This is a genomic window from Lactiplantibacillus xiangfangensis (assembly GCF_001438845.1).
Taxonomy (GTDB): domain Bacteria; phylum Bacillota; class Bacilli; order Lactobacillales; family Lactobacillaceae; genus Lactiplantibacillus; species Lactiplantibacillus xiangfangensis.
Genome location: NZ_JQCL01000040.1, coordinates 16,511 through 39,480, shown reverse-complemented (window position 1 = coordinate 39,480; position 22,970 = coordinate 16,511). Strand labels below are relative to the sequence as shown.

Genomic DNA, 22,970 nt, shown 5'->3' with positions numbered 1-22,970 from the left:
TTTTGATCTAATTTAACTAAAATCAAATCGAATGTCAAAGTATCCAAACACGTTCTTAGTAGGTGCCGTAATCAATTTAAAATCGTAAGTCTTGTTGTTAGTCAGTGTTAGGCGAAGTGTCAATTCATGGCAAACTGTGTACGGCTGATCCGCACCTAATGCGCCTGCTAACGCACCCACAGAACCGGCGATGAAGCTGCCAACGAGGGTGCGTGTCAGTAAATTCTGTTTTTGTTTAGTATCCCTAACCTGAATGACGTGGCTGTTTTTTAATTGCGCAAATTGATAGGTCTCTAAATGAGTCCCATCATTGACGGTAAAAGTTCGATGGTCTCAGTCAATGGTAAGGTGGGGACTAATTTTTTGTATGCCGGTGGCCTGCATAGTGAGGGCTCCTTTCGAAACAAGCATGGTCTGATTATTTTTTGAAAGCGCTTTATACTTCTTGAGCTAATCGTATCATGATTATCCTTAGAAAGGGGATGAAATTTATTCATCAGATGCCTAAGATTTGTCTCTTCTTTGCGTCAAAATCAGCTTGGGTAATGATGCCATCATCTAGTAACCGTTTCAATTCACGCAGATCAGTGACTTGTTTAGCCGTTAACGTCGACGATTCAGGCGTGGCATCCTTGGCTTGATAAGCTTCCCAACGCTGTAAGGGATCGATAATGATGTTGTTTTTCTGAAGTGCTTTAATTTCAGCCACCGTAAGCGTCTTTTCAACGTGAACCGCGGTGGGAAGTTGTTTTACATCTACGCCAATGGCTTGCATGCAATTCAGGCACACCTTGTCGTCGGTGACAGCAACGTACTGGTTTTGCCGATACATTTTGCCACACACTGCACAGCGATTGTGACGGTAGCCGTAATAGCCAATCAGTCCGAGTAAAAGCAGCCCAATGATGATTAAACCTGGCACGCTGGTTAACGCTTGCCACGAAAAAATGAAGATCTTTTTAATTAGCGTGTAAATATAAAGTATCACCGCCACTAAGATAATGTACGGCGAGACCTTCTTAAAAAATGTAATTGCAGAATAAATGACTAAAAATAAGATGACTGTTCCCATTTGGCTTGCCCCGCTAACGTATTTTACTCATCCATCATACTGCGAATCTTAAAGATGTGGCAATTGAAAAAATAATTTTAGGCCGGAAACTAAAATTCCCGCTGAGCCAGCAAAGCACTCAGCGGGAAGATGATTAATTTTGTAGTTGGTTATTTGAAAATTGAGCCTGGTTCACATTAAACAACTAATCTAGCGTAACGGCGTTAATCTTGCCGACCGCGATTGGCAGGGTGACGTGCGCGTCGTAGTTCGCGACTTCGCCAGCAACTGTCGCGGGTAAGTCTAAACTATTCGCAACCCCGTGAATGTAGATGACCCGCTTATCGAGTTCAAGGTCACTATCATGGAAAGCTTTCTTAAATTCAGCGTCCAGTTGTTTTAATGGCACGATTTTAGTGTAGGCAAAGTAACCATTGGCATCGGCAACCGGGTAGGCGTCGTTAGGGATGTCCATAGTTTCCGGCGTATCGTTAAATGGGACCATGGTTGTCCCGGAAACGGGTTCGGTTTCTGGTAAGTCAACGAAGCCGTCGTGGTTAACGTCTTGCGCGGCCGTTGCAATCTGCGCCGTTTGACCATCTGGGAAGCCGTGGAAATGTTCCCAGTGTTGCTGATTAGCCGGCGTATCGAACATTTCAATCGTAACGACGAGTTGGTCGCCATTGACGACGAATAGCGCGGAACCATGGGCAGCTGAACCAATAATATCGGCGTTTAACGGAACGATGTTTGCTTGATAGATTTTCATAAGTTGATCCTCCAGATTGTTTGACTTTCTTTCAATGAAGCCAAGTGTATACTAAAAGCAACTAGAAAAAATTGACATTTGTCAAGAAAGGAAAAATAAATGACCCATTCTGCATTTAAATGTGTGCAATCCGCTTCAATCTTCCAGGGACTGAGTGACGACGACATTACGGCGTTAGCTAAAATATCCGTCCACCAACAACTTTTTCCCAAGGGAACCGTCCTGTATGCGCCCACGACATTGTTAGACCGGATGATGATCATTGATCGGGGACAGGTCAAAGTATACCAATTGAATGAAAATGGTAAGGAAAAGATTTTGTACATGTTACGTCCCGGCGCCATTGACAGTGAAGCGGCGCTATTTGCGCAACGGCCACATTATAATTACGCCGAGACGGTGGAAGATACTCGCATCTGTTCCATTGGGAGCCGTGATTTTCAAGACTTAGTCAAGCGGGTCCCAACCTTGGCACTGAACTTGTTAAATGCGTTAGGGGACCGCTTAACCGCCTTAGAGTCCATGAGTGCCTTGACCAGCAATCTTGGTTCTAAGGAACGCCTACTTACATATTTACAACAAGTTAGCCAAGAAAACCAACAAACACACTTTCGATTACCGGTGAAGAAAAAAGAATTAGCTAGCTATCTGGGCGTGACGCCGGAAACGTTAAGTCGGCAATTTAAACTCCTTGTTGAAGATCAACTGATCAGTGTGGATGGCCGCGAGATTACGGTCTATTAACCGCGTATAATAAATTTTGTATCAAGGCAAAAACGGGCGTATGCTTAATATCGGTACACGTGACAACAAAGATTGGTCCAATCAGTGGACGCTTGATTGGATGACATAAGAGGGATTGAAATGGAACGATTAGATGCACCAATCGGGGTCTTTGACTCCGGGGTCGGTGGAATTAGTACGTTACGGACTTTGGCAGCCGATTTGCCAAATGAAGATTTTATTTTTTATGGGGATTCGGCTAACGCCCCGTACGGTGAAAAATCCGCGACCGAGGTTTGCACGTTGGCTACTAACGTAATTGAAACGCTACGGCAGCAACAAGTTAAAGCAGTCGTGATTGCGTGCAACACGGCAACCAGTGCGGCTAAGCCCGAATTGATGGCTGCTTATCCGGAACTGCCCATCTTAGGCATTGAACCAGCTTTAAAAGAAGCCGTGGATGCGGGCAAACGCCACATTTTAGTAATGGCGACGCCGTTAACGATCAGTTTGCCCAAGTACAACGCGCAGGTCGCTAAATATCAAGCACGAACGGCTATTCAATCGTTAGCCTGTCCAGGGTTAGCCGACCTAATTGAACAGGGCAAAGCGGCGCTTCCGGAAATTAAGCAACTCGTCCACCAGTTGTTGGGGACGGTTGCGACGGCACAAGCGTATGGGTTAGTTTTAGGCTGCACCCACTACCCGTTTATTGAAAAGTTAATTCAATCAGAATTCGACCATCCCGTTAGTGTCTACACCGGCTATGCGGGAATCAGTCGGAACTTGCAGCATCAATTAAAACAAAAGAACTTGCTACAGCCTGCATCACGTGAGCGGACGATTCGCTTCATGAGTAGTCGCAATACGCCTGAAGAATTAGCTTTGTATCAAAAGTTGTTCGATCATGGGATTGAAGCTTAAAGTAAGTAAAATTAAAAATAGTGATTCAGAAATTTGTTGAGTAATTCTGAATCACTATTTTTTAGTGAAAGATTATTTAAATAAGGGGAGGGGTGCTAAAAAATCAATATCGTCGCGGTCGGCTGCGTCCCCTTCAGCGAGAATTGCCAACTGTTTAACGATGGTGGCACCAGCCTGGTTTAGGAGGGCGCGGGCCGTATTTAACGACCCCCCGCTACTAATGACGTCGTCGACAATGATGACCCGTTTGCCTTTAATTAGCGCCGCGTCGGCCCCGTCTAAGACTAATTTTTGGTCTGAACTAGTGGTAATTGCGTGTACGGGTTCGGAAACCGGAGCGTGCATGTAATCCTTAACGCTTTTACGCAGCACGATGAAGTGGGGATGGTGGGTCTTGTCACTTAGTACTTGTGCCAACGGGATGCCCTTACTTTCCATGGTGACAAGGTAATCAAATGGTGTGCCGGCTAGTTTTTGGCTCAGCTGGTCGGCAGCGTATTCCGTTAGTTCCGCGTCACCTAGTAGCACGAACGACGCAATGGTAGTCGTTGGGTTGATTCTGACCAGTGGCAGGTTGCGCTTGAGTGGTCCTAGTGTTAGTTCGTAAGTTTTTGACATGTGTTAGATCCCCAATCCTAATAATGGCAAACCAAATTTCAAAATGGCACCGCTGAGTAGGCCGGTAAATGGGTCGACCAGCGCTGTAATGACTAAAGTGATTCCAGCAATTGTCCCCATTGAACCGTGCATGGCGGTCGCGGCGTTTTCTGGGAAGATAACGACGGTCCCTAGGATAAATAGAAAACCGGCAATCGAAGCGCTAGGAACATATTGCCCCACTTTAGGGAGCCAGCCCATTAGTAGAATAATTGCCATGATGACCATCATTAAGACACCGGCAATCACGGGTTCCGGTGCACTAGCGGTCGCAGAAATAATGGTTTCGACGGGTGCACCACCGAGTAAACTCGTTCCAAAGTCGGCCAGCGCTTGCGTACTCGTCAATAAGTTAAGGTTAACTGGGTTAGGCTTTTGTCCCGTCATTTGTCCTGTAATCAGGCCGTATGAAATGTTGGCACCGATATTTAAGCAGGCAAGGCTTAGTGCTCCGCGTAAGATTTTTACGTTGACTAAGGGTTTCACAAATTGAAATTTGCGGGCCGTAACGTGTTCTGGAAGGGTCGCGTGATACTTTTCGCCGAAGACCGCGTATAAACTCGTCCCAATAACGGAAATGGCAATGGTCCAGACTAAGTCCTTACTGAGAATGTAAGTCACAGTGGCGAGTGCAATTGACAGCCACCCGAAGTTGCGCTGTTCCTTAGTCATCTGTAGAGCAATTTTGGCGAGCATCAAGCCAACCCCGGCCATCATCCCAGCCATAATTTGATTGCCTAAGATGTCGACGATGCGGGTCAACGATCCCGTTAGCCCGATTGCTAACATGATAGCTGCCCCAAAGAAAATGATTGAAGTTCGCTCGCGGAGGTCCTTGCCTAAATGTCCGGTTAAGGCTAAGGATTCCGCTTGAAATGAAATCGGGGCAACCGAGCCGGCAACACCGTTAACCAGTGCTGCCAATCCAAATGAAAAGGCGGTCGGAAAAACGGCAAATCCGAGCGTCATCGCCATAATACCTTGAGGAATCCCGTTCAAGACGACCCCCACGGCGGCTAATAAATCTGCTAACCAGTGCACAATTAATTCCACCTTTACTGTTGATACGAACAATATACAATAAAAAAACGGTAATTTCCAGCTTATCAACATATAAATCCGGATAATTAAAATTACAAACGTTAAAAAGTTCGTCTTTTGTTCCGAGGTTGCACATGGCTTATACTAAAAGCATTCAATTTAAAGTAAAGTAGGTGATTACGTGGCAACCGTTCAGGATTATTATGACCCCCAATTACCAACGTTATTGTTTTCGCTACATCCGCAACCAGCTGCGGCGATTGCAACTGGCGATAAGGTGATCGAGTTCCGGCGTCGTTTTTATCCACGGGCATTTCAAGCGTTTATTTATACGACCGGAAAGCATGGCGGCATCAGCGGCTACGTCCAGTGCGCCCCGGCAATTACAGCGGCACCCGCAGTTCTGGGTCGGCTTGGCGCCAGACTGCAAGGGGATGATCCTCAAGTAACGATGGCGTACCTAGCACCTGCAAGCACGGGACTAGCAATTCCGGTGACGAGCGCCATCACTTTTGAACCGGTGAGCTTAGCCGACTTAAAGGCGCAATTCCCGAACTTTGTTGCGCCCCGCAGTTACGTTTACTTGGACCGGCCACCGCGTCGAGATCAATTGGCGTACTTGCTAGATCAAGATTGTCAAACGGTGCACCAGAATAAAGATGTTTTGACCAAAATTAAGCACGTACTGTCTAATCCTGATTAGTAAAATCAAGGACGGTCGCAACATTTAATGTGCCTAAGATTAACGTCAATGCCATAGTTATTCATAAAATATTTGCTTCGTCGGACAGTCCGGTTGTGCTATGGGGGACGGTCCCAGCCACACTGCGGTCTGTGGCCTCGATTCCGAGCCGATAACCCGCGTCTTGGAATCGCCCCGCAAGATAAGCGGCTGAGAACCGCCCGCTAATCTTGCCGACACAGCACAACCAGACTGTCCGACTTCGCTAAAATTAGATCTACTAATGTGATGGCTCAAAAATTCATTAAACCATCGGACTAGATTAGTTCAAGCATTAGGCCAATAACATTCAAATCCAAAATTGATATTTCAATTGTTAGAGCATAACAAAAAAACGCTACTCAAACTGGAAATCCAGCTTGGGTAGCGCTTTGTTTAGTGGATCAATTTTTCATAAACATAACAAACGTCATCGTGGTGGTAAACACCAACCATTTCACCGACCCGTTGGAAGCCCATCTTGGCAATTAAATGTTGCATTGCTAAGTTGTCGGAGTGGGTGTCGATCCGAATACTTTTAATTTCGGCGTGTTTTTCAGTGATGTGCGTAATAATCTTTTCAAATAATTGGGTGGCATAGCCATGACCAGCGTGACTTGAATGGATCGCCACGCGATGGAGCACCCGGTAAGGCTCCGTTTTATTCAACCATTCAGCGTTAGCCGTGTCATAAGTGGCGTCTGGCGATGGGACAATCGCCACGGCGCCGACCGTCGCGTTATCGTCAGCGTTGACTAAGAACGCGACACCTTGCATAATATCGCCCGTGATTTGTTTGCGGGAAGGATAGTCGCCTTGCCATTGGTCGACCCCGGCCTCGGCTAACTGGTTACGCCCGTCGCTTAAAATATCGATGATCGTATCTAAATCATCAAGGGTTGCTTGTTTAATGTACATTAATCATGACTCCTCTCTTGAAACCAAACGTTAACGTTCAACGCTCGACTTAAACAGTATACAGAAATCATGACAGAATGAAACTATTTTCTACCGAATTCTTAGTGTTTTTTCAGCGACGATTATCGCTAAGAATCAGATGTGCTTGCTTATCCATGTCGTGCTGGATGTTGTAAGCGGATACGGCACTAGGCGCGTATTGGTAAGCATTCGTGGCCAACGTTTGTTCATAGAATGGCAAGTAGGGTAGGTTGCGGTCCTTCGCAATTTGAATTGCCAGGCGCCAGTCAAAATCAACTTGGCGGTACTCGGTATTTTGCAAGCCTTGCTCATCGATCGTCAGGATCAGGTAAGACGCACGGGGCTGACGTAGACGGGGGTTGACGGCAGTCGGAAGACCGACCGTCCCTGCGTTTAAAATCAGTTGCCCCCGGGTCGAGTACCGCATGATGGGCTGATGAGTGTGGGCGTAAATGACAATGTCCACGTCTCCGGCGGTAGCCTGGTCAAAATTAACCTGTTCGGCCGTGGGAGCGAGTGAGTGTCCGCTGGCAAAATTAGGTAGGACGTGCTGTAAACGAATGGTCAGTGGTCCCACGTGTTTGGTCACGGTCAGCGGTAATTGTAATAATTGCTGAAAGTGTGACGGGCTTAACTGTCGGCGGTCATAAGCAGTCAAAATGGTCGCCATAACTTGCTTAGGCTTGGTGAAGTTAGTCGGTGTCGCTTTCAGAACTTTTTGATAATTTTGTTCATGATTGCCGAGGACGTAAACGGACGGTTGGACGGCATCCAATAGGTCTAAACACCGTTCAGATTCGGGGCCCCGGACCGTCATATCGCCGACTGTCCAGTAGTCGTCAACGCCCTGTGCCGAAGCGTCATGCAAGACAGCTTCGAGAGCAGTGGCGTTACCATGAACGTCGGAAAGCACTGCAATTTTAACCATCAGTAGGACTTCCTTTCTCTATGTATCCATATCCACTAGCTTGGAAGTGGATGACTGGAAAAGGCGGGGGTGATAATTTGCACGTTTGTAATTACTCTGCAAACTCATCGTAACCTTTATCTGTTATAATTATGGATGAAACGAAGTAATATATAGCACGTATATTCAAGCCAATTCGTTTCATGGCCGCCGTTATCTTTAAGATAACGACGGTTTTTATTGTAGCATAAAGTTTCCCTTGCCGGTTGCTAAGTTTAAGGCTTAAAATTAATTGGTAATGGAGGCGCTTTCATGACAAGCGTATCAGAAAAAAAGGCAATTATGGACTTGCGGCAATCGTTTAAGGCAAATGATGATCGCCGTGACGCGGGTTTACCAACCGAAGTACCAGGTGTCAAGCGGGTGAATGACCTAAGCTATGGGCCTGAGCGACCATGGCACCTATTAGATTTATATTTACCGACCGGCGTATCAAAACCCATTCCAACGATTATTAATATTCACGGTGGGGGCTGGTGCTACGGGACTAAGGAAACTTATCAATTTTTTGGCTTGAACTGGGCGCAACGGGGATTTGCTTTTGTAAATCCTAATTACCGATTGGCCCCGGACGTGGTTTTTCCCGACCAGTTGGATGACGTTGACGCCTATGTCCACTGGGTCGCTGAACACGCCGAGGAATACGGACTAGACCCGAATAATGTAATCTTAATGGGTGATAGTGCTGGCGGACAGATGGCTGAACAGTATGCCACGATTTTAACGAATCCTGACTACCGTAGTCTGTTCGGCTATACGCTGACTAAGTTGCATTTTCGGGCGTTAGTTCTGAATAGTGCAGCGTTATTTATGTTAGATCCAGGGATGGTTACAGCTGCGGGTGCCGGCTACTTTCCACCTGAAATTGTCAAAACTCAGCGGCAACGGTTAGCGACGGAAGATTACCTGCAAGCGCCATTTATCCCGACGTTTATTTGTACGGGAAACACGGACTTCTTACGTAATAATTCGGCAAAGATGGACGGGTTCATGACGGCTAAGAAAATTTCACACGTCTTCAAGATGTATGGAACATCTGAAGTCCCCCAAGGACACGTGTTCTTAGTCGACCAAAAGAATGCCGTCGGTCAGCAAGCCAATGACGACGAAGAGGCGTTTTTACGGGCGTACCTTGTTAATACCCCCGACTGATTAACGGCGCTTAACCTTGACGACCGTACTTTGAAATAATTAGTTAAACTTGAATAAGGATTGACTTATCGATGGCGCCATGTTGTAATGTCATTAAATCACTTCACGGGTTCGAATGACGATTTGAACTGGTTAATTGATCCGCCATCTTAGTCACGGTGGTAAAAGGGAGCTGAGGCATTTGTCTCAACTCCCTTTTTGTGGCGGTAATAATTAGCTCAAAATAGATTAATTATTAAGTCAATGTTTAATAAGCTGATAATAATAGCAAGCGTATAACCAAGGATGCGAACCCCGGTTGAATTAACGTGGGTGCCAAGCAAGTTGCGGTTACTAGTCAAAGCGACCAGTGGCAGCATCGTGAATGGCAACGCCACGCTTAGGGCGACCTGGGCGTCAATAATCAGGGCTTCAAAGGCCTGGTCACTAAAGCCGACCATAAAACCGATGATGAGAATGGGAATTAGTGTCACGCAACGGGTCAATAGCCGCCGCTGCCACAATGGGAGCCGAATGTGCAGGTAACCTTCCATCACGATTTGCCCCGCTAAGGTGCTCGTAATGGATGAAATCAGTCCGGTGATAAGCAGGGCTAACGCGAAAAGACCGCCCATTAAGGGACTGGCTAATTGACCGACGATGGCGCTATTTTGCAGACCATGAAAGACGGCTTGCAAGCTTGCCAACGCGTGGGTATGACCAAAAAATAGGCTGCCACCTAAAACAAGCAGGAGGGCATTGATTAGAAATGCCGCCACGAGGTGCACGTTGGAATCCCAGTTGGCAAATCGTAAGGTCTCATGAACCTGAACGGGATCGTGATAGTCGTAGCGCCGACTCTGAGCTAATGATGAGTGCAGATATAGGTTATGCGGCATGATGGTTGCGCCTAAAATACCTAAACTCAATACGAGCGCTTGGTGGTCTTTAAAAATGAGACTATTTGGGATGAATCCCCGGAACACTGCGCTAGTATCGACGTGGGCACGGGCGACCTCTAGTCCGAAGATGATGCCGACCGTCAAAATTGCGAGTAATACAATGAACTCAACCCGTCTGATACCGAAGCGTAGGAAGAGGAGTACAACTAAGACGTCCCCAATTGTCAGTAAGATACCGAATAGTAAGGGTAAGCCAAATAGCATTTTCAAGGCTAGCGCCGTTCCGATAACGCCGGTCATGTCAGTTGCCATCATGGCGACTTCGTTTAGTATCCAAGCGGCGTAACGCACGGGCTTAGGAAGGGTACTGGCAATGGCCTGGGCCAAATCCTGACGCGCGACGACGCCCAGCTTGATGGCCAAGGCCTGCATGAACATGGCAACGAGAATTGATAGGGCGAGTACTGCCAGTAGCCGGTACTGAAATTGCGCCCCGCCGGCTAGTGAGGTTAACCAGTTACCTGGGTCCATGTACCCCACGGCAACGAGGGCGCCGGGACCACTGTAAGCGAGAAACTTTTGCCAAAAAGCACTCTGGTAGACGTCGGGAACGGCCACACTTTGGTTGATTTCTTCTAAACTGTGGCGTTTATTAGGCGTCATTAGCAACCGCCTCCTGAGTATTTAGGACCAGCTTAGCAAGAAAGTGGGCGAACTCGGGGTCGTCATTGAAGCAGGGTACCAGCTCAAACCGATCGCCACCACTGGCGCGAAAAGCTTGATAATTTTGGACGAAATCTTCTTCTAAGGTTTCTAAGCAATCGCAAACAAACGATGGTGTCACGACTAAAACGTCTCGTTTACCCATTTCAACGAGCTGCATCAGTTCGTTGCGCAGGTAGGGCTTAAGCCACGGCATTGGTCCAAATTTGGATTGGTAGGCCGTCACGATTTGGTCCTTCGGTACCGATGGCAAATACTGGCTGACGCCCGTCGTCGTTGCTTCACATTCTTTTTGGTAGGGGTCGCCATGGCGGACCATTGCGGTCGGGATGCTATGGTAGCTAAATACAACGGCGTCGAAGTGGTGTTGCTGGTAGCTTTTCTCGATTTTGGCGGCTAATAATTGCTGATAAGTGGTCTGGTCGTAAAAATGATGGATCAGAGTGTGCGGGATACCCGTTGCGTTGACCTGGTTAATGATGCCCTGGTGCGTACTTTGCGTGTACTGTGGAAAGAGCGGCAAAACGACGGGATGCTGACAACCATCCGCAACCATGGCGCTCAACGTGTCACCAATATCTGGTTGGCCGTACGTCATGGCTAGCCGGACATCCCAGCCTGGAAGTGCTGCTTGAACCTGATCGCGTAAAGATTGACTATGTACGATCAACGGTGAGCCGGCTGGCAACCAGCAGTCCCGGTAAAACGTGGCTGAGCGCCATGACCGCGTCGGTAAAATAATGCCGCGCAAGATTGGTTGCCACAGGGCGGGTGGCATTTCGACCACGCTTTGATCACTTAGGAACTCGCGGAGGTAACTTTTAACATCGGTTGTTTTGGGGGTCGCCGGCGACCCTAAATTAACAAGTAATAAACCACGACTCATGAAATCAACTTCTTTGTTTTTTATTGAAACGTGTCTTTTTAGTCCGTAACTTTAAAATAATCATAGCATAAATATTTTTAGTTAAGCGCTTTAAACGCTTATTTAACAACGTTATCGAGCGATAATCGAATCAAAAACGTCTTAATATAAAAACTCATGGCGCGACAGGCTTTCAATGATTGAAAGTACTGTCGCACCATGAGTTTAATTTTAAGGCTTAATTTTTAGCGCGCTTGATCTTTTCGTTGATGTAGTAACCGACGTAACAGATGGCCACAAACGGAAGCGTGTAGTACAACGCAATCCGTTGATTAGGATCGAACCAAATGAGTAAGCATGACAGGCCACTTAAGATGAAGGCCAGCCAGGGTACTACCGGATAACCAGGCGTTTTGAAGGCCAATTTATCCAGCGACTGACCGCTTTTAACGTAAGCTTTGCGAAAGTTGATTTCAGATAGGGCAATCGCCATCCAAACGAGCACAACGGCTAAACCTGAAATTGAAACTAGGACTAAGTAAACGGAACCGGCCGCGTAGATGCTTGATAACAAGGCTAAAATGCCGCCAATCATACTAGCCATCAGGGCAAATATCGGGACGTCGCGTTTAGTCGTCTTTTTAAAAATCACGGGAATGGTGCCTTCGTTAGCTAAAGACCACAACATCCGGGTGGAAGCGTAGAGTCCCGAGTTAGCGGCTGACATAATGGCGGTCAGCACGACAAAGTTCATGATATCGGCGGCGTACGGAATCCCGATTTCCTTGAAGACGAGTACGAAGGGACTCTGCGTCACGCCGGCCTGTTGATAAGGAATCAACGCTGCCATGACGAACATGCTGCCTACAAAGAAGATAATCAGGCGCCACAAAGTCGTGTGAATCGCCGCGGGAATCGTGTGGGCCGGGTCCTTGGTTTCGCCAGCGGTAATCCCAATTAATTCCGTTCCTGAAAAGGCAAAGTTAACGGTCAGCATGGTCGTGAAAACCCCGCCAAAACCGTTAGGAAACCACCCGTTTTTAGTGTAGTTGGTGAGCAACGGGGCGGTGGTGTGGCCGTGAAGTGGCAAGATGCCAACGATGGCCAGTCCACCTAGGATAATAAACGCAATAATAGCGAAGACTTTAATACTCGAAAACCAGAACTCGGTTTCGGCGAACCACCGGACCGATAAGGCGTTGACCGTGAAAATGATGACCATGAATAGTAAACTCCACAGCCAAGTGGCAACGTGGGGAAACCAGTGCTGCATGATGAGCCCGGCAGCGGTGAATTCTGACCCGAGCGCAATTGTCCAAGTCAACCAGTAAAGAATGGCCACCGTAAAGCCAGTTCCGGGACCAATATACTTTTTAGCGTACACGTGAAACGCCCCGGTGTAGGGCATTGCCACGGCAAGTTCACCTAAACAGAGCATGACGAGGTACACAATGATCGCCCCAATGGTGTAAGCAAGCAATGTCCCGATTGGTCCGGCCTGATGAATCGTGTAGCCGGAACTGAGAAATAGGCCAGTCCCGATGACGCCGCCTAACGAAATCATTAGGACATGCCGGGATTCCATCTGGCGACTAAGGTGAGTTTGTTTTGACATTTGAAAACGGCCTTCCCTACTTGCAAGAACGCAAGTATTAGAATAAGATGAGGAAATCAGTAATGCTATTAGAATAACATAACTTCTAGGCAGAGAGGAAATCATTTATGCAAGCTGTAACTGTAAAGAAACTATTAAAACAAGGACCCATCGTCTTGGATGGTGCAATGGCAACGGAACTAGAAAAGCGTGGGGTCCAAACGGATAGTGCACTGTGGTCGGCAACGGCGATGCTCGATCATCCAGAGGCAATTGCAGCGGTGCATCGTAGTTACTTTGACGCGGGTGCTCGGATTACGATTACGAACACTTACCAAGCTAGCGTGCCGGCGTTTGTGCAAGCGGGTATTGCTGCACCGCGCGCCCGGCAGTTAATTCAAGATGCCGTCAGCATCGCTAAGCAAGCGCGGACCGACTATGCAACTAGTCATCCTGATTTTCAAGCGTTGATTGCCGGCAGTATTGGTTCATACGGGGCTTACTTGGCCGACGGAAGTGAATATACCGGCAAGTATCAGTTGGACGAGGCCGGCTATCAAGACTTTCACCGTGAGCGGCTAGAACTGATTACCCAAGTGGGCGTAGACTTGTTAGCCTTAGAAACCATGCCGAAATTTGATGAAGTCCAAGCGCTAGTTCGGTTGATCAATCAAAAGTGGCCCGAACAGCACTACTGGGTCAGTTTCAGTATTGCCGACCCGCAGACGTTATGTGACGGCACGCCGTTAGCTGAAGCTGCGGCGTGGGTCGCACAACAACCAAACGTGGAAGCGGTCGGGGTCAACTGCACGACGCTAGAAAACATTGCGCCAGCGTTGACAACGCTACGTGCGGCGGTCGACATCCCACTAATTGTGTATCCTAATTCTGGGGATGAATATGACCCAATCACGAAGACGTGGCAACCAACGGCGCGGAGCCACCAGTTTGATAGTTACGTACCAAAATGGCTTGCCAACGGTGCTCAAATTATCGGGGGCTGTTGTCGAACGACGCCGGAAGATATTGCAACGATTGCGCGATTAGTTAAGTAATAAGTCCGGTTGCCACTGATAGCATGCGGTCGTGGGACCGGGCCAAGCCTGAGAAGCGTCTTGACCTTAACGACCTTAGATGGCTCAATATCTTTTCGAATCAATGACAATTTTCAGCGCTTCGGCGGACAGAACTGATGTGCTATGGGGGACGGTCGCAGCCGAAGTGCGGTCTGCAACCTCGATTCAAAGCCGCCAACCCACGTCTTTGAATCGCCCCGCAACGGTAGTCGACAAAAATCATCGGCTACCGTTGCCGACACAGCACATCAATTCTGTCCGCCTTCGCTAATTTAGATCAGTCTAGATATTGGCACATCAGCTATTTAAAAACAGGCGCTTAAAATCGGTAATCCCGGTTTTAAGCGCCTGTTTGTATGACTTTAATAGAGTAAGAACATTAAAACGACTTGAACCGCCGCGTTGACCATCAAATGCCAGCGAGTCCGGCCAAACGATTGCTGACTGAACCAGGTGGCAATGACGATAACAATTGCAGTAATGGTTTGCCAAGTCAGTGGTTGTAAAAAGATGGTAATGACCAGTAGTGCGCCGGTAATTGCCGAAACTAACTGGTTGATCTGACGCTGGTGACTAAAACTGGGAACGTATAAAAAAACGTAACTAGTAAATAGTGGGGCCAGTTTCCATAAAAAAGTCGTCGACAAGTAGTTGTTTTGCAAGTTGAAGACTGCGACTGGAATCGTAAAGGTCATGATGATACTAAAGACCACGAGGCCAAAGTAATTTTGCATCCCAAAACGGGGGACGGCCATGACGAACAGCCAGACGCTACAAGTGAGCAACAGGTACAACAATTCGGATTCGCGAGCAATGATGTTTGTGAAGGCGAAGGCCACGGAGGTGCCAATGGCAATCAGACTCCATTGCGCTGAAATTCGCTGGTCTAAAACAATAAAAATGGCGGCGGACACGGCTAGCGTATACCCAATTAAGGGCAACTGGGCGGCTGAAAATTCCGCCGTTTGAAATGAACGACCGTAGTCTAAAGCGGCCCACCAGCTAATGATGCTTTGTAAAATAGTGAAAACGACTAAATGAACATAATCACGTTTGAGTTTAAGCTTTCCAATTCGTATCATAGCTCAACATCTTTCTAATAGAAGTAATGTTTTAATCCTAACGGTCACCGTTAAAACCGTCAATATTTTAGGAAGATTCTTTTAAAAAAACAAGGATTGTGATAGTCTGATATAGTTATGAGCCGTTCCCGAAAGGATAAGTCTGTTTATTTGGAAGCCATTTAAACGGACTTAGATGCCTTGTAACCGAACTAATCAAGGGGGAATTTACAATGAGTGAAAGACATTTATTTACATCGGAATCCGTTTCTGAAGGCCATCCCGATAAAATCGCGGATCAAATCAGTGACGCCATCCTAGATGCAATGTTGGAACAAGACCCACAAGCACGGGTAGCCGTTGAAACTTCAGTGACTACTGGGTTAGTGCTGGTCTTTGGTGAAGTTTCAACCAAGGCCTACGTTGATATTCAAAAGGTCGTGCGTGACACGATCAAGTCGATTGGCTACGTTGATGGCCAATACGGCTTTGACGGTGATAACTGTGCCGTCCTCGTTTCTTTGGATGAACAATCACCGGATATCGCGCAAGGGGTCGACGACTCTTTGGAAACGCGTACGGGTGATGCTGACCCACTGGACCAAATTGGTGCTGGGGACCAGGGGATGATGTTTGGCTATGCCATTAACGAAACTCCTGAACTAATGCCACTACCAATCGCATTGAGCCACCGCTTAATGCGTAAAATTGCGGAATTGCGGAAGAACGGCACCATCAAGTGGTTGCGTCCGGACGCCAAGGCCCAAGTTACGGTGGAATATGACGAACAAAACCAGCCACAACGGATCGACACCGTCGTCTTATCGACGCAGCACGACCCCGATGTTGAACTGGATGAAATTCGCCAAACGGTCATTGACCAAGTCATCAAGGCCGTGTTGCCTAAGGACTTGTTAGATGATCAGACGCGTTATTTGGTTAATCCAACTGGCCGCTTCGTTATCGGTGGTCCTCAAGGGGATGCTGGTTTAACGGGTCGGAAGATCATCGTGGATACTTACGGTGGTTTTGCCCATCATGGTGGTGGGGCCTTTTCTGGTAAGGATGCCACTAAGGTTGACCGTTCAGCTAGTTACGCCGCCCGCTACATTGCAAAAAACATCGTTGCGGCTGGTTTAGCTGACCAGGTTGAAGTTCAATTAGCCTACGCGATTGGGGTGGCACAACCCGTTTCAATCGCCGTTGATACGGCCGGTACTGGGAAAGTCAGTGATGATGCCTTAATTGGTGCCATCCGGAAGCACTTTGACCTACGTCCAGCTGGGATCATCAAGATGTTGGACTTACAACGGCCAATTTATCGCCAAACGGCTGCTTACGGTCACTTTGGTCGGACTGACATTGACTTACCGTGGGAACACACGGATAAGGTTGACGCCTTAAAAGCTGAATTTAATAAATAAACAGTAACGAGCGCTACGGATCGTTACGGTCTGTAGGTACTCGACGCTAAAAGCGACCTCTTTACATGGGGTCGCTTTTTTTGCGGGCAAAAGTAGGTTGACCAAGGGGTGATGGCCGCGGTTAGAAAGTTTTAGACGAAGAGCTTTGAGAGTGAAGGGGTATTAAAACATGCAACAACGTAAAACTAACGTAGTGGCAGTGACGATTGCTATTTACGTGGCAACGTTTATGAGTGCGATCGAAGGAACCATTGTGTCGACCGCGCTACCAACGATTGTCGGTGACCTGCACGGGGTCGCCTTAATGAACTGGGTATTCTCCATTTATTTGTTGACAAATGCCATGATGACACCGATTTACGGGAAGCTAACGGACTTAGTTGGTCGTAAGCCGGTGATGCAAGCTGGTTTGATCATCTTTATTATCGGGTCCATGATGAGTGGCTTATCCGATTCGATGCCGGTCTTGATCTTCTGGCGTGCCATTCAAGGGATTGGTGCCGGCGCTTTGATGCCAGTTTCGATGACCATCATTGCTGACATCTACTCGTTCGAACGCCGGGCAAAAGTCTTAGGCTTCAACAGTTCCGCGTGGGGGATTGCCTCCGTGTTAGCCCCGTTAATTGGGGGATTGATCGTGGATAAATTGAGCTGGCACTGGATCTTCTTTATTAACGTGCCGGTTGGCTTAATCACGCTGTTCTTGTTTCAATTTTATTTACGTGAACCGAAACGCCATAATCACGTTAAGGTCGACTACTTGGGCAGCTTTTGGCTGATGTTGTTCTTACTCGGCCTGATGCTTAGTTTCCAATTACTTGGGAACGCCACAATTAGTTGGGGGACCGTTATTATGGCGTGGGTTGTGAGTGCACTCAGTTTATGGCTGTTTGTTCGTCGTGAGCAGCGGACCGATGAGCCCGTCATTTCCATGGACTTGTTTAAAAATCACACGTTTGTGATTCAAAATGCCGTGGCGGCCCTAGTCAGTGGCTTTCTGATGGCGGTCGAAGTGTACATTCCAACGTGGACGCAGGGGATTTTAGGCGTTCCCGCCTCATTGGCCGGATTTGCTGTAACCCCAAGCTCACTGATGTGGATCGTCGGGTCATTTGTGACGGGACGGCTACTTGCCAAGTGGGCCCCGCGTCGGATTCTCTTTTTAAGCCTGTGCTTTATTCTAGTTACGAGTGTTTGTTTAGCGCTATTGCCAGTTAGCACGCCGTTCCTCTGGTTCTTCTTGATCACAGCAATCGGCGGAATTGGTTTTGGGATTACCATTACGGCAACCACGGTCACGTCACAACACTTGGTGTCAGCGGACAACGTGGGGGTCGCAACTTCGTTTAATACGTTGAGCCGGACGATTGGTCAAACGTTGATGATCTCCATCTTTGGGATTGCGCTTAACGTTGGGATGAACCAAGGGATTGCGCAACATGCCGGTACTAACATGGCGATGATGAACAAGTTGATTAATCCGAAAACGGCAACCAGTTTGCTGAAGGATTTATTACCCACTTTGCACGGCATCCTATATACCGGACTCCACTGGGTTTACTGGATCGGGTTAGTCCTCGTGATTTTAGCCTTCATCGTCAACGCGATGGACCGTGGCCCGCAATTGACGGCTGCACAACACGCTGAAAAATTGAACAAAAGTAAGCATGAGTTTTAACTTGTTGGTTAGTGATTTAAATTAAAAAAGCTAAGGCTAACAGGTAAATTGGGCTATTCCGGTTGGCGCTGATGACATGCGGTCGTGGGACCGGGTCTAGCCTGTGGAGCGGTCTAGCCCCTCGCCCGGAACACTTGCAAAATGCGCAATTGTCCCGAACCGTCCCCCCTAGCACACCGGTTCTGTCTGACGAAGCGGCTGCTTTAAGTATGATTATCAGGTTATTAAAATTTTTTGACTTTTCAATCTTTAGTACAAAATAAGCGTTCCACTCTAAAATTTAGGGTGGGACGCTTATTTGAGTTGGTACTATCTTTTTTGAATGGCAATCAGGTACGGTGGGGTGTGAATCTGGTTGAGAAAACCGTACTGTAAGACTTGAAATTGGTGTTGATCGAGTTTCGTCACGTGTTGCATCAATTGGTTGGCTTCGTTTTGACCGCCGTGATGACCGGTATAAACGAGTAAAATGATTAAGCCGTTAGTCGCCAGACGTTCTTCTAGTGCTTGAACCGCGGTCAACGTGGTCGCTGCTTGGGTGACCACCGATTTATCGCCCCCAGGTAAGTAGCCGAGGTTAAAAATGGCACATTTGACTTTGGCATCCGCGGGCAACACTTTGGCTAAGTTTTCGTGACCCGTGTGAGTCAATGTAACTTGATGCGTCAGTTTTTCTGCAGCGAGTGCGTTGGTGGTAGCTGCGATGGCCGCATCCTGAATGTCGAACCCGTAAACGTGGCCGCTGGGACCAACGAGTTTAGCTAAGTAAGTGGTGTCATGACCATTGCCAACGGTGGCATCAACAGCGATGTCGCCCGGATTTACGGTTTGATTGATTAGTGTATGACTATAGTTTAGAGCAGAACTGAGTTGGATAGTAGATCCCTCCAAAAAAATGAACTAGTTACGATAAGTGCTTCTTAAAGCGAAAGTTACCGGTGCGGTGTCCCGTAGTCAGGCGGGTACTGATGTATAGGAGCAGGCTCCCGAGTACGGCGCCGCCTAGTACGTCACTAGGGTAGTGCACGCCCACGATAACGCGACTCACGAGCATCAACCCGATTAGCAAGAGTCCTAATCCTAATAGCCAGCGCTTCAACGTTGGGTTCTGGATTAAATCGTAGGCTAAGACGAGTAGGCTACCGATTAAAACCGTGGTGGTCGTCGCGTGACCACTTGGAAAGCTGAAGCCACCGATGTTAGTTAAGCGCCACGCGGTTGGCCGTGGTCGTTGGATAATTTGTTTAATAAAATAATTACCATAAGCTGCGAGCAGTCCCGCGTTAATGACAAAGAAGACGGCGCCCTTACTTTGTTTGAAAATAACTAACAAAAGGGTCACAATCACGATAATAATTGTCATACTGTGGGGATTGCCGAACAGGGTGTAAGTCAGCATAGCGGACTGAAACCAAGCGGGTGTGTGGTGCAGGCTAAGGGCAACGCCGCGGTCAAAGTGGTGAATCCAAGTGGCTTGTGACCAAACGGCAAAGACCCAGTATAGCCAGAGGGCGAACAGGCCCAGCATCGCGGTATCGCGGCGGTGCCAATATTTCGTCATTCAGTTACCTCCGATAAAAAAATTTCTTCGCCTATTATAGCATTCTTTATAATCTTTTTAATCTTGAAGCCCACGAAAGTTCTGGATTTTGATGGTTAGACGCTTGAAAAAAGGGGGCGGGTTTGCTACCATGAGAACAATAACTTTACGACTCCGAGAAGGATTAGTAAGTTGGTGTGTTTTGCAGAAACCCCGTGGTCGTTGCAAACGGGGATTCACACTGACTGAACTCACCTTCGAGTCTTCCGACTGAAAGCAATAGTAGGTACGGACGTGGTTTCGCGTTAAGAAAATCAAGAGGCCACGGCAACGTGGAATCATAGGTGGTACCGCGGAATCATTTTCGTCCTATAAGCTTAAGTGGCTGATAGGGCGTTTTTTTATGCCGTACTGTCGCACGTTCAGCCGTACCGTTTCAGTCACAGTCGCAATGCTAGCTTACATACAGCAGCAAGAAAGGGGCACTATTATGGCATACAACCATAAGGTCATTGAACGTAAATGGCAGCATTATTGGAAAGAAAACAAGACTTTTAAGGCAATGGATAACACGGATAAGAAAAAATATTACGCGTTAGACATGTTCCCATACCCATCAGGCCAAGGCTTGCACGTGGGACATCCCGAAGGTTACACCGCTACCGACATTATGTCGCGTTTCAAGCGGATGGAAGGCTACAACGTTTTGCATCCAATGGGCTGGGACGCGTTTGGCTTGCCAGCTGAACAATATGCCATGAAGACGGGGCATAACCCGAAAGACTTTACGGCCCAAAATATTAAAAACTTCAAGCGTCAAATTCGCTCGTTAGGTTTTTCATATGATTGGGACCGTGAAGTGAATACGACGGATCCAAGCTACTACAAGTGGACCCAGTGGATTTTCGAACAATTATACAAGAAGGGCTTAGCTTACGAATCAGAAACGCTCGTTAACTGGGCGCCTGACATGATGGGCGGTACCGTGGTCTCCAACGAAGAAGTCGTCGATGGTAAGACGGAACGGGGCGGCTACGACGTTTACCGGGTCCCAATGAAACAGTGGAGCCTTAAAATTACGGCGTACGCTGACCGTTTGATCGATGATTTGGACGACATTGATTGGCCAGAAAATATCAAGGAACAGCAACGTAACTGGATTGGCCGCTCAGTTGGTGGCTCAATTCAATTCCAAGTTGCCGATCATGACGATGCTAAGATTGAAGTCTTCTCAACCCGTCCAGATACGTTATTTGGCGCTAGCTACTTAGTTTTAGCTCCAGAACACGACTTGGTTGAATCTTTAACGACGCCTGAACAAGCCGACGCAATCAAAGCCTACAAAGCAAAAATTGCTAGCAAGTCAGACCTTGAACGGACTGATTTGAACAAGGATAAGACCGGGGTCTTCACTGGAAGTTATGGGATCAACCCGGTTAACGGCGAAAAGCTGCCAATCTGGATTGCGGATTACGTCTTAGCTTCATACGGGACGGGGGCCATCATGGCCGTTCCAGCCCACGACGAACGTGACTTTGAATTTGCGCAAAAATTTAATTTACCAATCCATCCGGTTATTGCTGGGGACAATGATTATGACCAACAACCTTACACGGGTGATGGCGAACATATCAACTCTGGTTTCGTAGACGGTCTCGACAAGCAGGCCGCAATCGATAAGATGATCGACTGGTTAGAAGCCCACCACTGTGGTGAAAAGAAAGTCAACTACCGCTTACGGGACTGGATCTTCTCCCGCCAACGTTACTGGGGTGAACCAATTCCGATTATTCATTGGGAAGACGGCGAAATGACCTTAGTACCAGAAGACGAATTGCCATTACGTTTACCAGCAACCAAGAACTTGGAACCATCCGGGACTGGTGAAAGTCCATTAGCCAACATTGACGATTGGGTTAACGTTGTCGATAAAAATGGCCGTAAAGGGAAACGTGAAACGAACACCATGCCACAATGGGCTGGGAGTTCGTGGTACTTCTTGCGTTACGTTGATCCGCACAACCCTGACGCCTTGGCAGACTATGACAAGCTGAAATACTGGTCACCAGTCGACTTGTACGTTGGTGGTGCTGAACACGCCGTCTTACACTTGCTTTATGCCCGTTTCTGGCACAAGTTCTTGTATGACCTCGGTGTCGTTCCAACGAAGGAACCTTTCCAGAAGTTGGTTAACCAAGGGATGATCTTGGGTAAGAACCACGAAAAGATGTCCAAGTCACGTGGTAACGTTGTGAACCCCGATGAAATCGTGGAACAATACGGTGCCGATACGTTACGGTTGTATGAAATGTTCATGGGACCTTTGGAAGCATCTATTCCGTGGAGCACTGAAGGCTTGCACGGGGCTAACAAGTGGATCGAACGGGTTTGGCGCCTCATCATTGACGAAAATAACCGGGTCCGTGACCGGGTTACGACGATTAACGATGGTAAGTTGACGAAAGTCTATAACGAAACCGTTAAAAAAGTGACGGAAGACTACGAAAACATGCGCTTTAACATCGCTATTTCACAAATGATGGTCTTCGTTAACGAAGCTTATAAAGTTGATGACTTGCCAGTCGTTTACATCGAAGGTTTTGTTAAGATGTTATCCCCAATCGCACCACACGTTGCCGAAGAACTTTGGTCATTGTTAGGTCATGACAACACCATTACCTACGCAACTTGGCCAACGTACGACGAATCCAAGTTAGTTGAAAACACGGTTCAAATCGTGCTTCAAGTTAACGGTAAGGTTCGTTCACACGCGACGGTTGCCAAGGATATGAGTAAAGATGATCTTGAAGCGTTAGCTCTAGCTGACGAAAAGGTCAAAGAGTTTACGGACGGTAAAACGGTTCGCAAGGTCATTGCTATTCCTGGTAAATTAGTTAACGTGGTTGCCAACTAATACACGCAATTAAAAATAATGAATCCCCACCAAATTACCAGTTCAGCTGATGATTTAGCGGGGATTTTTGTTGGTATAAAAGCTATTCCGGTCGCAACTGATGACATGCGGTCGTGGGACCGGTACTAGCCTGGGGAGCGGTCTAGTCCCTCGCCCGGAACACTTGCAAAGGACGCAATTGTCCCGGACCGTCCGTGGTGTAAGCCCGGCAAAAAGGCGCCGCGCCAACACCACCTTCACGACCGATGTCATCAGTTGCGGCCTCCGATT

General features: G+C 47.6%; 20 protein-coding genes, 1 riboswitch and 1 other annotated feature. Of the genes, 8 read left to right on the top strand and 12 right to left on the bottom strand.

The features are described 5' to 3' along the window. Nucleotides 1–496 precede the first annotated feature (496 nt). Both IV64_RS03855 and IV64_RS03850 read right to left on the bottom strand, forming a co-directional pair. On the bottom strand, nt 497–1,072 hold the full coding sequence (locus IV64_RS03855; protein WP_057705849.1) for an SHOCT domain-containing protein: 576 nt from the start codon (nt 1,070–1,072) through the stop codon (nt 497–499). Nucleotides 1,073–1,256: 184 nt separating this feature from the next. Beyond that, nucleotides 1,257–1,820, bottom strand: a complete 564-nt coding sequence (locus IV64_RS03850; RefSeq protein WP_057705848.1) for a hypothetical protein — start codon at nt 1,818–1,820, stop codon at nt 1,257–1,259. A gap of 99 nt (nt 1,821–1,919) precedes the next feature. On the opposite strand from IV64_RS03850, the gene IV64_RS03845 reads away from it, so the two are divergent. Together IV64_RS03845 and murI are read left to right on the top strand one after the other, a co-directional pair. After that, nucleotides 1,920–2,564 carry a Crp/Fnr family transcriptional regulator gene (locus tag IV64_RS03845; RefSeq protein ID WP_057705847.1) on the top strand — a complete coding sequence of 215 codons (645 nt, stop codon included), beginning with the start codon at nt 1,920–1,922 and terminating at the stop codon, nt 2,562–2,564. A gap of 120 nt (nt 2,565–2,684) precedes the next feature. Then, the gene (gene murI, locus IV64_RS03840; protein ID WP_057705846.1) at nt 2,685–3,467 is read left to right on the top strand and encodes a glutamate racemase; all 783 of its coding nucleotides are present in this window, start codon (nt 2,685–2,687) and stop codon (nt 3,465–3,467) included. Between the two features lie 72 nt (nt 3,468–3,539). Here the strand turns inward: murI and IV64_RS03835 are convergent, their stop codons facing one another. Beyond that, nucleotides 3,540–4,085: a phosphoribosyltransferase family protein gene (locus IV64_RS03835; protein ID WP_057705845.1), complete on the bottom strand. Its 546-nt coding sequence runs from the start codon at nt 4,083–4,085 to the stop codon at nt 3,540–3,542. Nucleotides 4,086–4,088: 3 nt separating this feature from the next. Then, nucleotides 4,089–5,165, bottom strand: coding sequence for a hypothetical protein (locus tag IV64_RS03830; RefSeq protein WP_057705844.1), 1,077 nt, complete (start codon nt 5,163–5,165; stop codon nt 4,089–4,091). 181 nt (nt 5,166–5,346) lie between these two features. Here IV64_RS03830 and IV64_RS03825 point away from each other — a divergent pair, with 181 nt between their 5' ends. Continuing rightward, nucleotides 5,347–5,868, top strand: a complete 522-nt coding sequence (locus IV64_RS03825) for a hypothetical protein (protein WP_057705843.1) — start codon at nt 5,347–5,349, stop codon at nt 5,866–5,868. 414 nt (nt 5,869–6,282) lie between these two features. On the opposite strand, the gene IV64_RS03820 is transcribed toward IV64_RS03825, so the two are convergent. Both IV64_RS03820 and IV64_RS03815 read right to left on the bottom strand, forming a co-directional pair. Then, nucleotides 6,283–6,804: a GNAT family N-acetyltransferase gene (locus IV64_RS03820; protein ID WP_057705842.1), complete on the bottom strand. Its 522-nt coding sequence runs from the start codon at nt 6,802–6,804 to the stop codon at nt 6,283–6,285. A gap of 112 nt (nt 6,805–6,916) precedes the next feature. Next, the gene (locus tag IV64_RS03815) at nt 6,917–7,753 is read right to left on the bottom strand and encodes a metallophosphoesterase family protein (protein WP_057705841.1); all 837 of its coding nucleotides are present in this window, start codon (nt 7,751–7,753) and stop codon (nt 6,917–6,919) included. 291 nt (nt 7,754–8,044) lie between these two features. On the opposite strand from IV64_RS03815, the gene IV64_RS03810 reads away from it, so the two are divergent. After that, nucleotides 8,045–8,944, top strand: coding sequence for an alpha/beta hydrolase (locus IV64_RS03810; protein WP_057705840.1), 900 nt, complete (start codon nt 8,045–8,047; stop codon nt 8,942–8,944). A 218-nt stretch (nt 8,945–9,162) separates the two neighbouring features. On the opposite strand, the gene IV64_RS03805 is transcribed toward IV64_RS03810, so the two are convergent. The 3 genes from IV64_RS03805 to IV64_RS03795 form a co-directional block, all read right to left on the bottom strand. Beyond that, the gene (locus IV64_RS03805) at nt 9,163–10,488 is read right to left on the bottom strand and encodes an Nramp family divalent metal transporter (RefSeq protein WP_057705839.1); all 1,326 of its coding nucleotides are present in this window, start codon (nt 10,486–10,488) and stop codon (nt 9,163–9,165) included. Then, nucleotides 10,478–11,434: a ferrochelatase gene (hemH, locus tag IV64_RS03800; protein ID WP_057705838.1), complete on the bottom strand. Its 957-nt coding sequence runs from the start codon at nt 11,432–11,434 to the stop codon at nt 10,478–10,480. Before hemH ends, IV64_RS03805 begins: the two co-directional genes overlap by 11 nt. A 217-nt stretch (nt 11,435–11,651) precedes the next feature. Then, nucleotides 11,652–13,028 (bottom strand): amino acid permease, encoded by a 1,377-nt coding sequence (locus tag IV64_RS03795; protein ID WP_057705837.1) that lies wholly within the window; start codon nt 13,026–13,028, stop codon nt 11,652–11,654. 107 nt (nt 13,029–13,135) lie between these two features. Between IV64_RS03795 and mmuM the strand changes: the two genes are divergently transcribed. After that, entirely contained in the window at nt 13,136–14,062 is a 927-nt protein-coding gene (mmuM, locus tag IV64_RS03790; protein WP_057705836.1) for a homocysteine S-methyltransferase, read from the top strand. 383 nt (nt 14,063–14,445) lie between these two features. Here the strand turns inward: mmuM and IV64_RS03785 are convergent, their stop codons facing one another. Beyond that, the gene (locus IV64_RS03785; protein ID WP_057705835.1) at nt 14,446–15,165 is read right to left on the bottom strand and encodes a hypothetical protein; all 720 of its coding nucleotides are present in this window, start codon (nt 15,163–15,165) and stop codon (nt 14,446–14,448) included. A 110-nt stretch (nt 15,166–15,275) separates the two neighbouring features. Further along, nucleotides 15,276–15,380: riboswitch (SMK box riboswitch) on the top strand. On the opposite strand from IV64_RS03785, the gene metK reads away from it, so the two are divergent. After that, on the top strand, nt 15,378–16,568 hold the full coding sequence (gene metK / locus IV64_RS03780) for a methionine adenosyltransferase (protein WP_057705834.1): 1,191 nt from the start codon (nt 15,378–15,380) through the stop codon (nt 16,566–16,568). Its footprint overlaps the riboswitch before it by 3 nt. 169 nt (nt 16,569–16,737) lie before the next feature. After that, nucleotides 16,738–18,246, top strand: a complete 1,509-nt coding sequence (locus IV64_RS03775) for an MDR family MFS transporter (RefSeq protein ID WP_057705833.1) — start codon at nt 16,738–16,740, stop codon at nt 18,244–18,246. 309 nt (nt 18,247–18,555) lie between these two features. On the opposite strand, the gene mnmM is transcribed toward IV64_RS03775, so the two are convergent. Together mnmM and IV64_RS03765 are read right to left on the bottom strand one after the other, a co-directional pair. Then, nucleotides 18,556–19,137: a tRNA 5-(aminomethyl)-2-thiouridylate-methyltransferase MnmM gene (mnmM, locus tag IV64_RS03770; protein ID WP_464427044.1), complete on the bottom strand. Its 582-nt coding sequence runs from the start codon at nt 19,135–19,137 to the stop codon at nt 18,556–18,558. Nucleotides 19,138–19,150: 13 nt separating this feature from the next. Then, nucleotides 19,151–19,807 carry a phosphatase PAP2 family protein gene (locus tag IV64_RS03765; protein WP_057705832.1) on the bottom strand — a complete coding sequence of 219 codons (657 nt, stop codon included), beginning with the start codon at nt 19,805–19,807 and terminating at the stop codon, nt 19,151–19,153. Nucleotides 19,808–19,951: 144 nt separating this feature from the next. After that, nucleotides 19,952–20,161 (top strand) — a binding site (T-box leader). Nucleotides 20,162–20,276: 115 nt separating this feature from the next. Between IV64_RS03765 and leuS the strand changes: the two genes are divergently transcribed. Then, complete coding sequence (leuS, locus tag IV64_RS03760) at nt 20,277–22,700, top strand: leucine--tRNA ligase (RefSeq protein WP_057705831.1); 2,424 nt, start codon at nt 20,277–20,279, stop codon at nt 22,698–22,700. Nucleotides 22,701–22,970 lie beyond the last annotated feature (270 nt).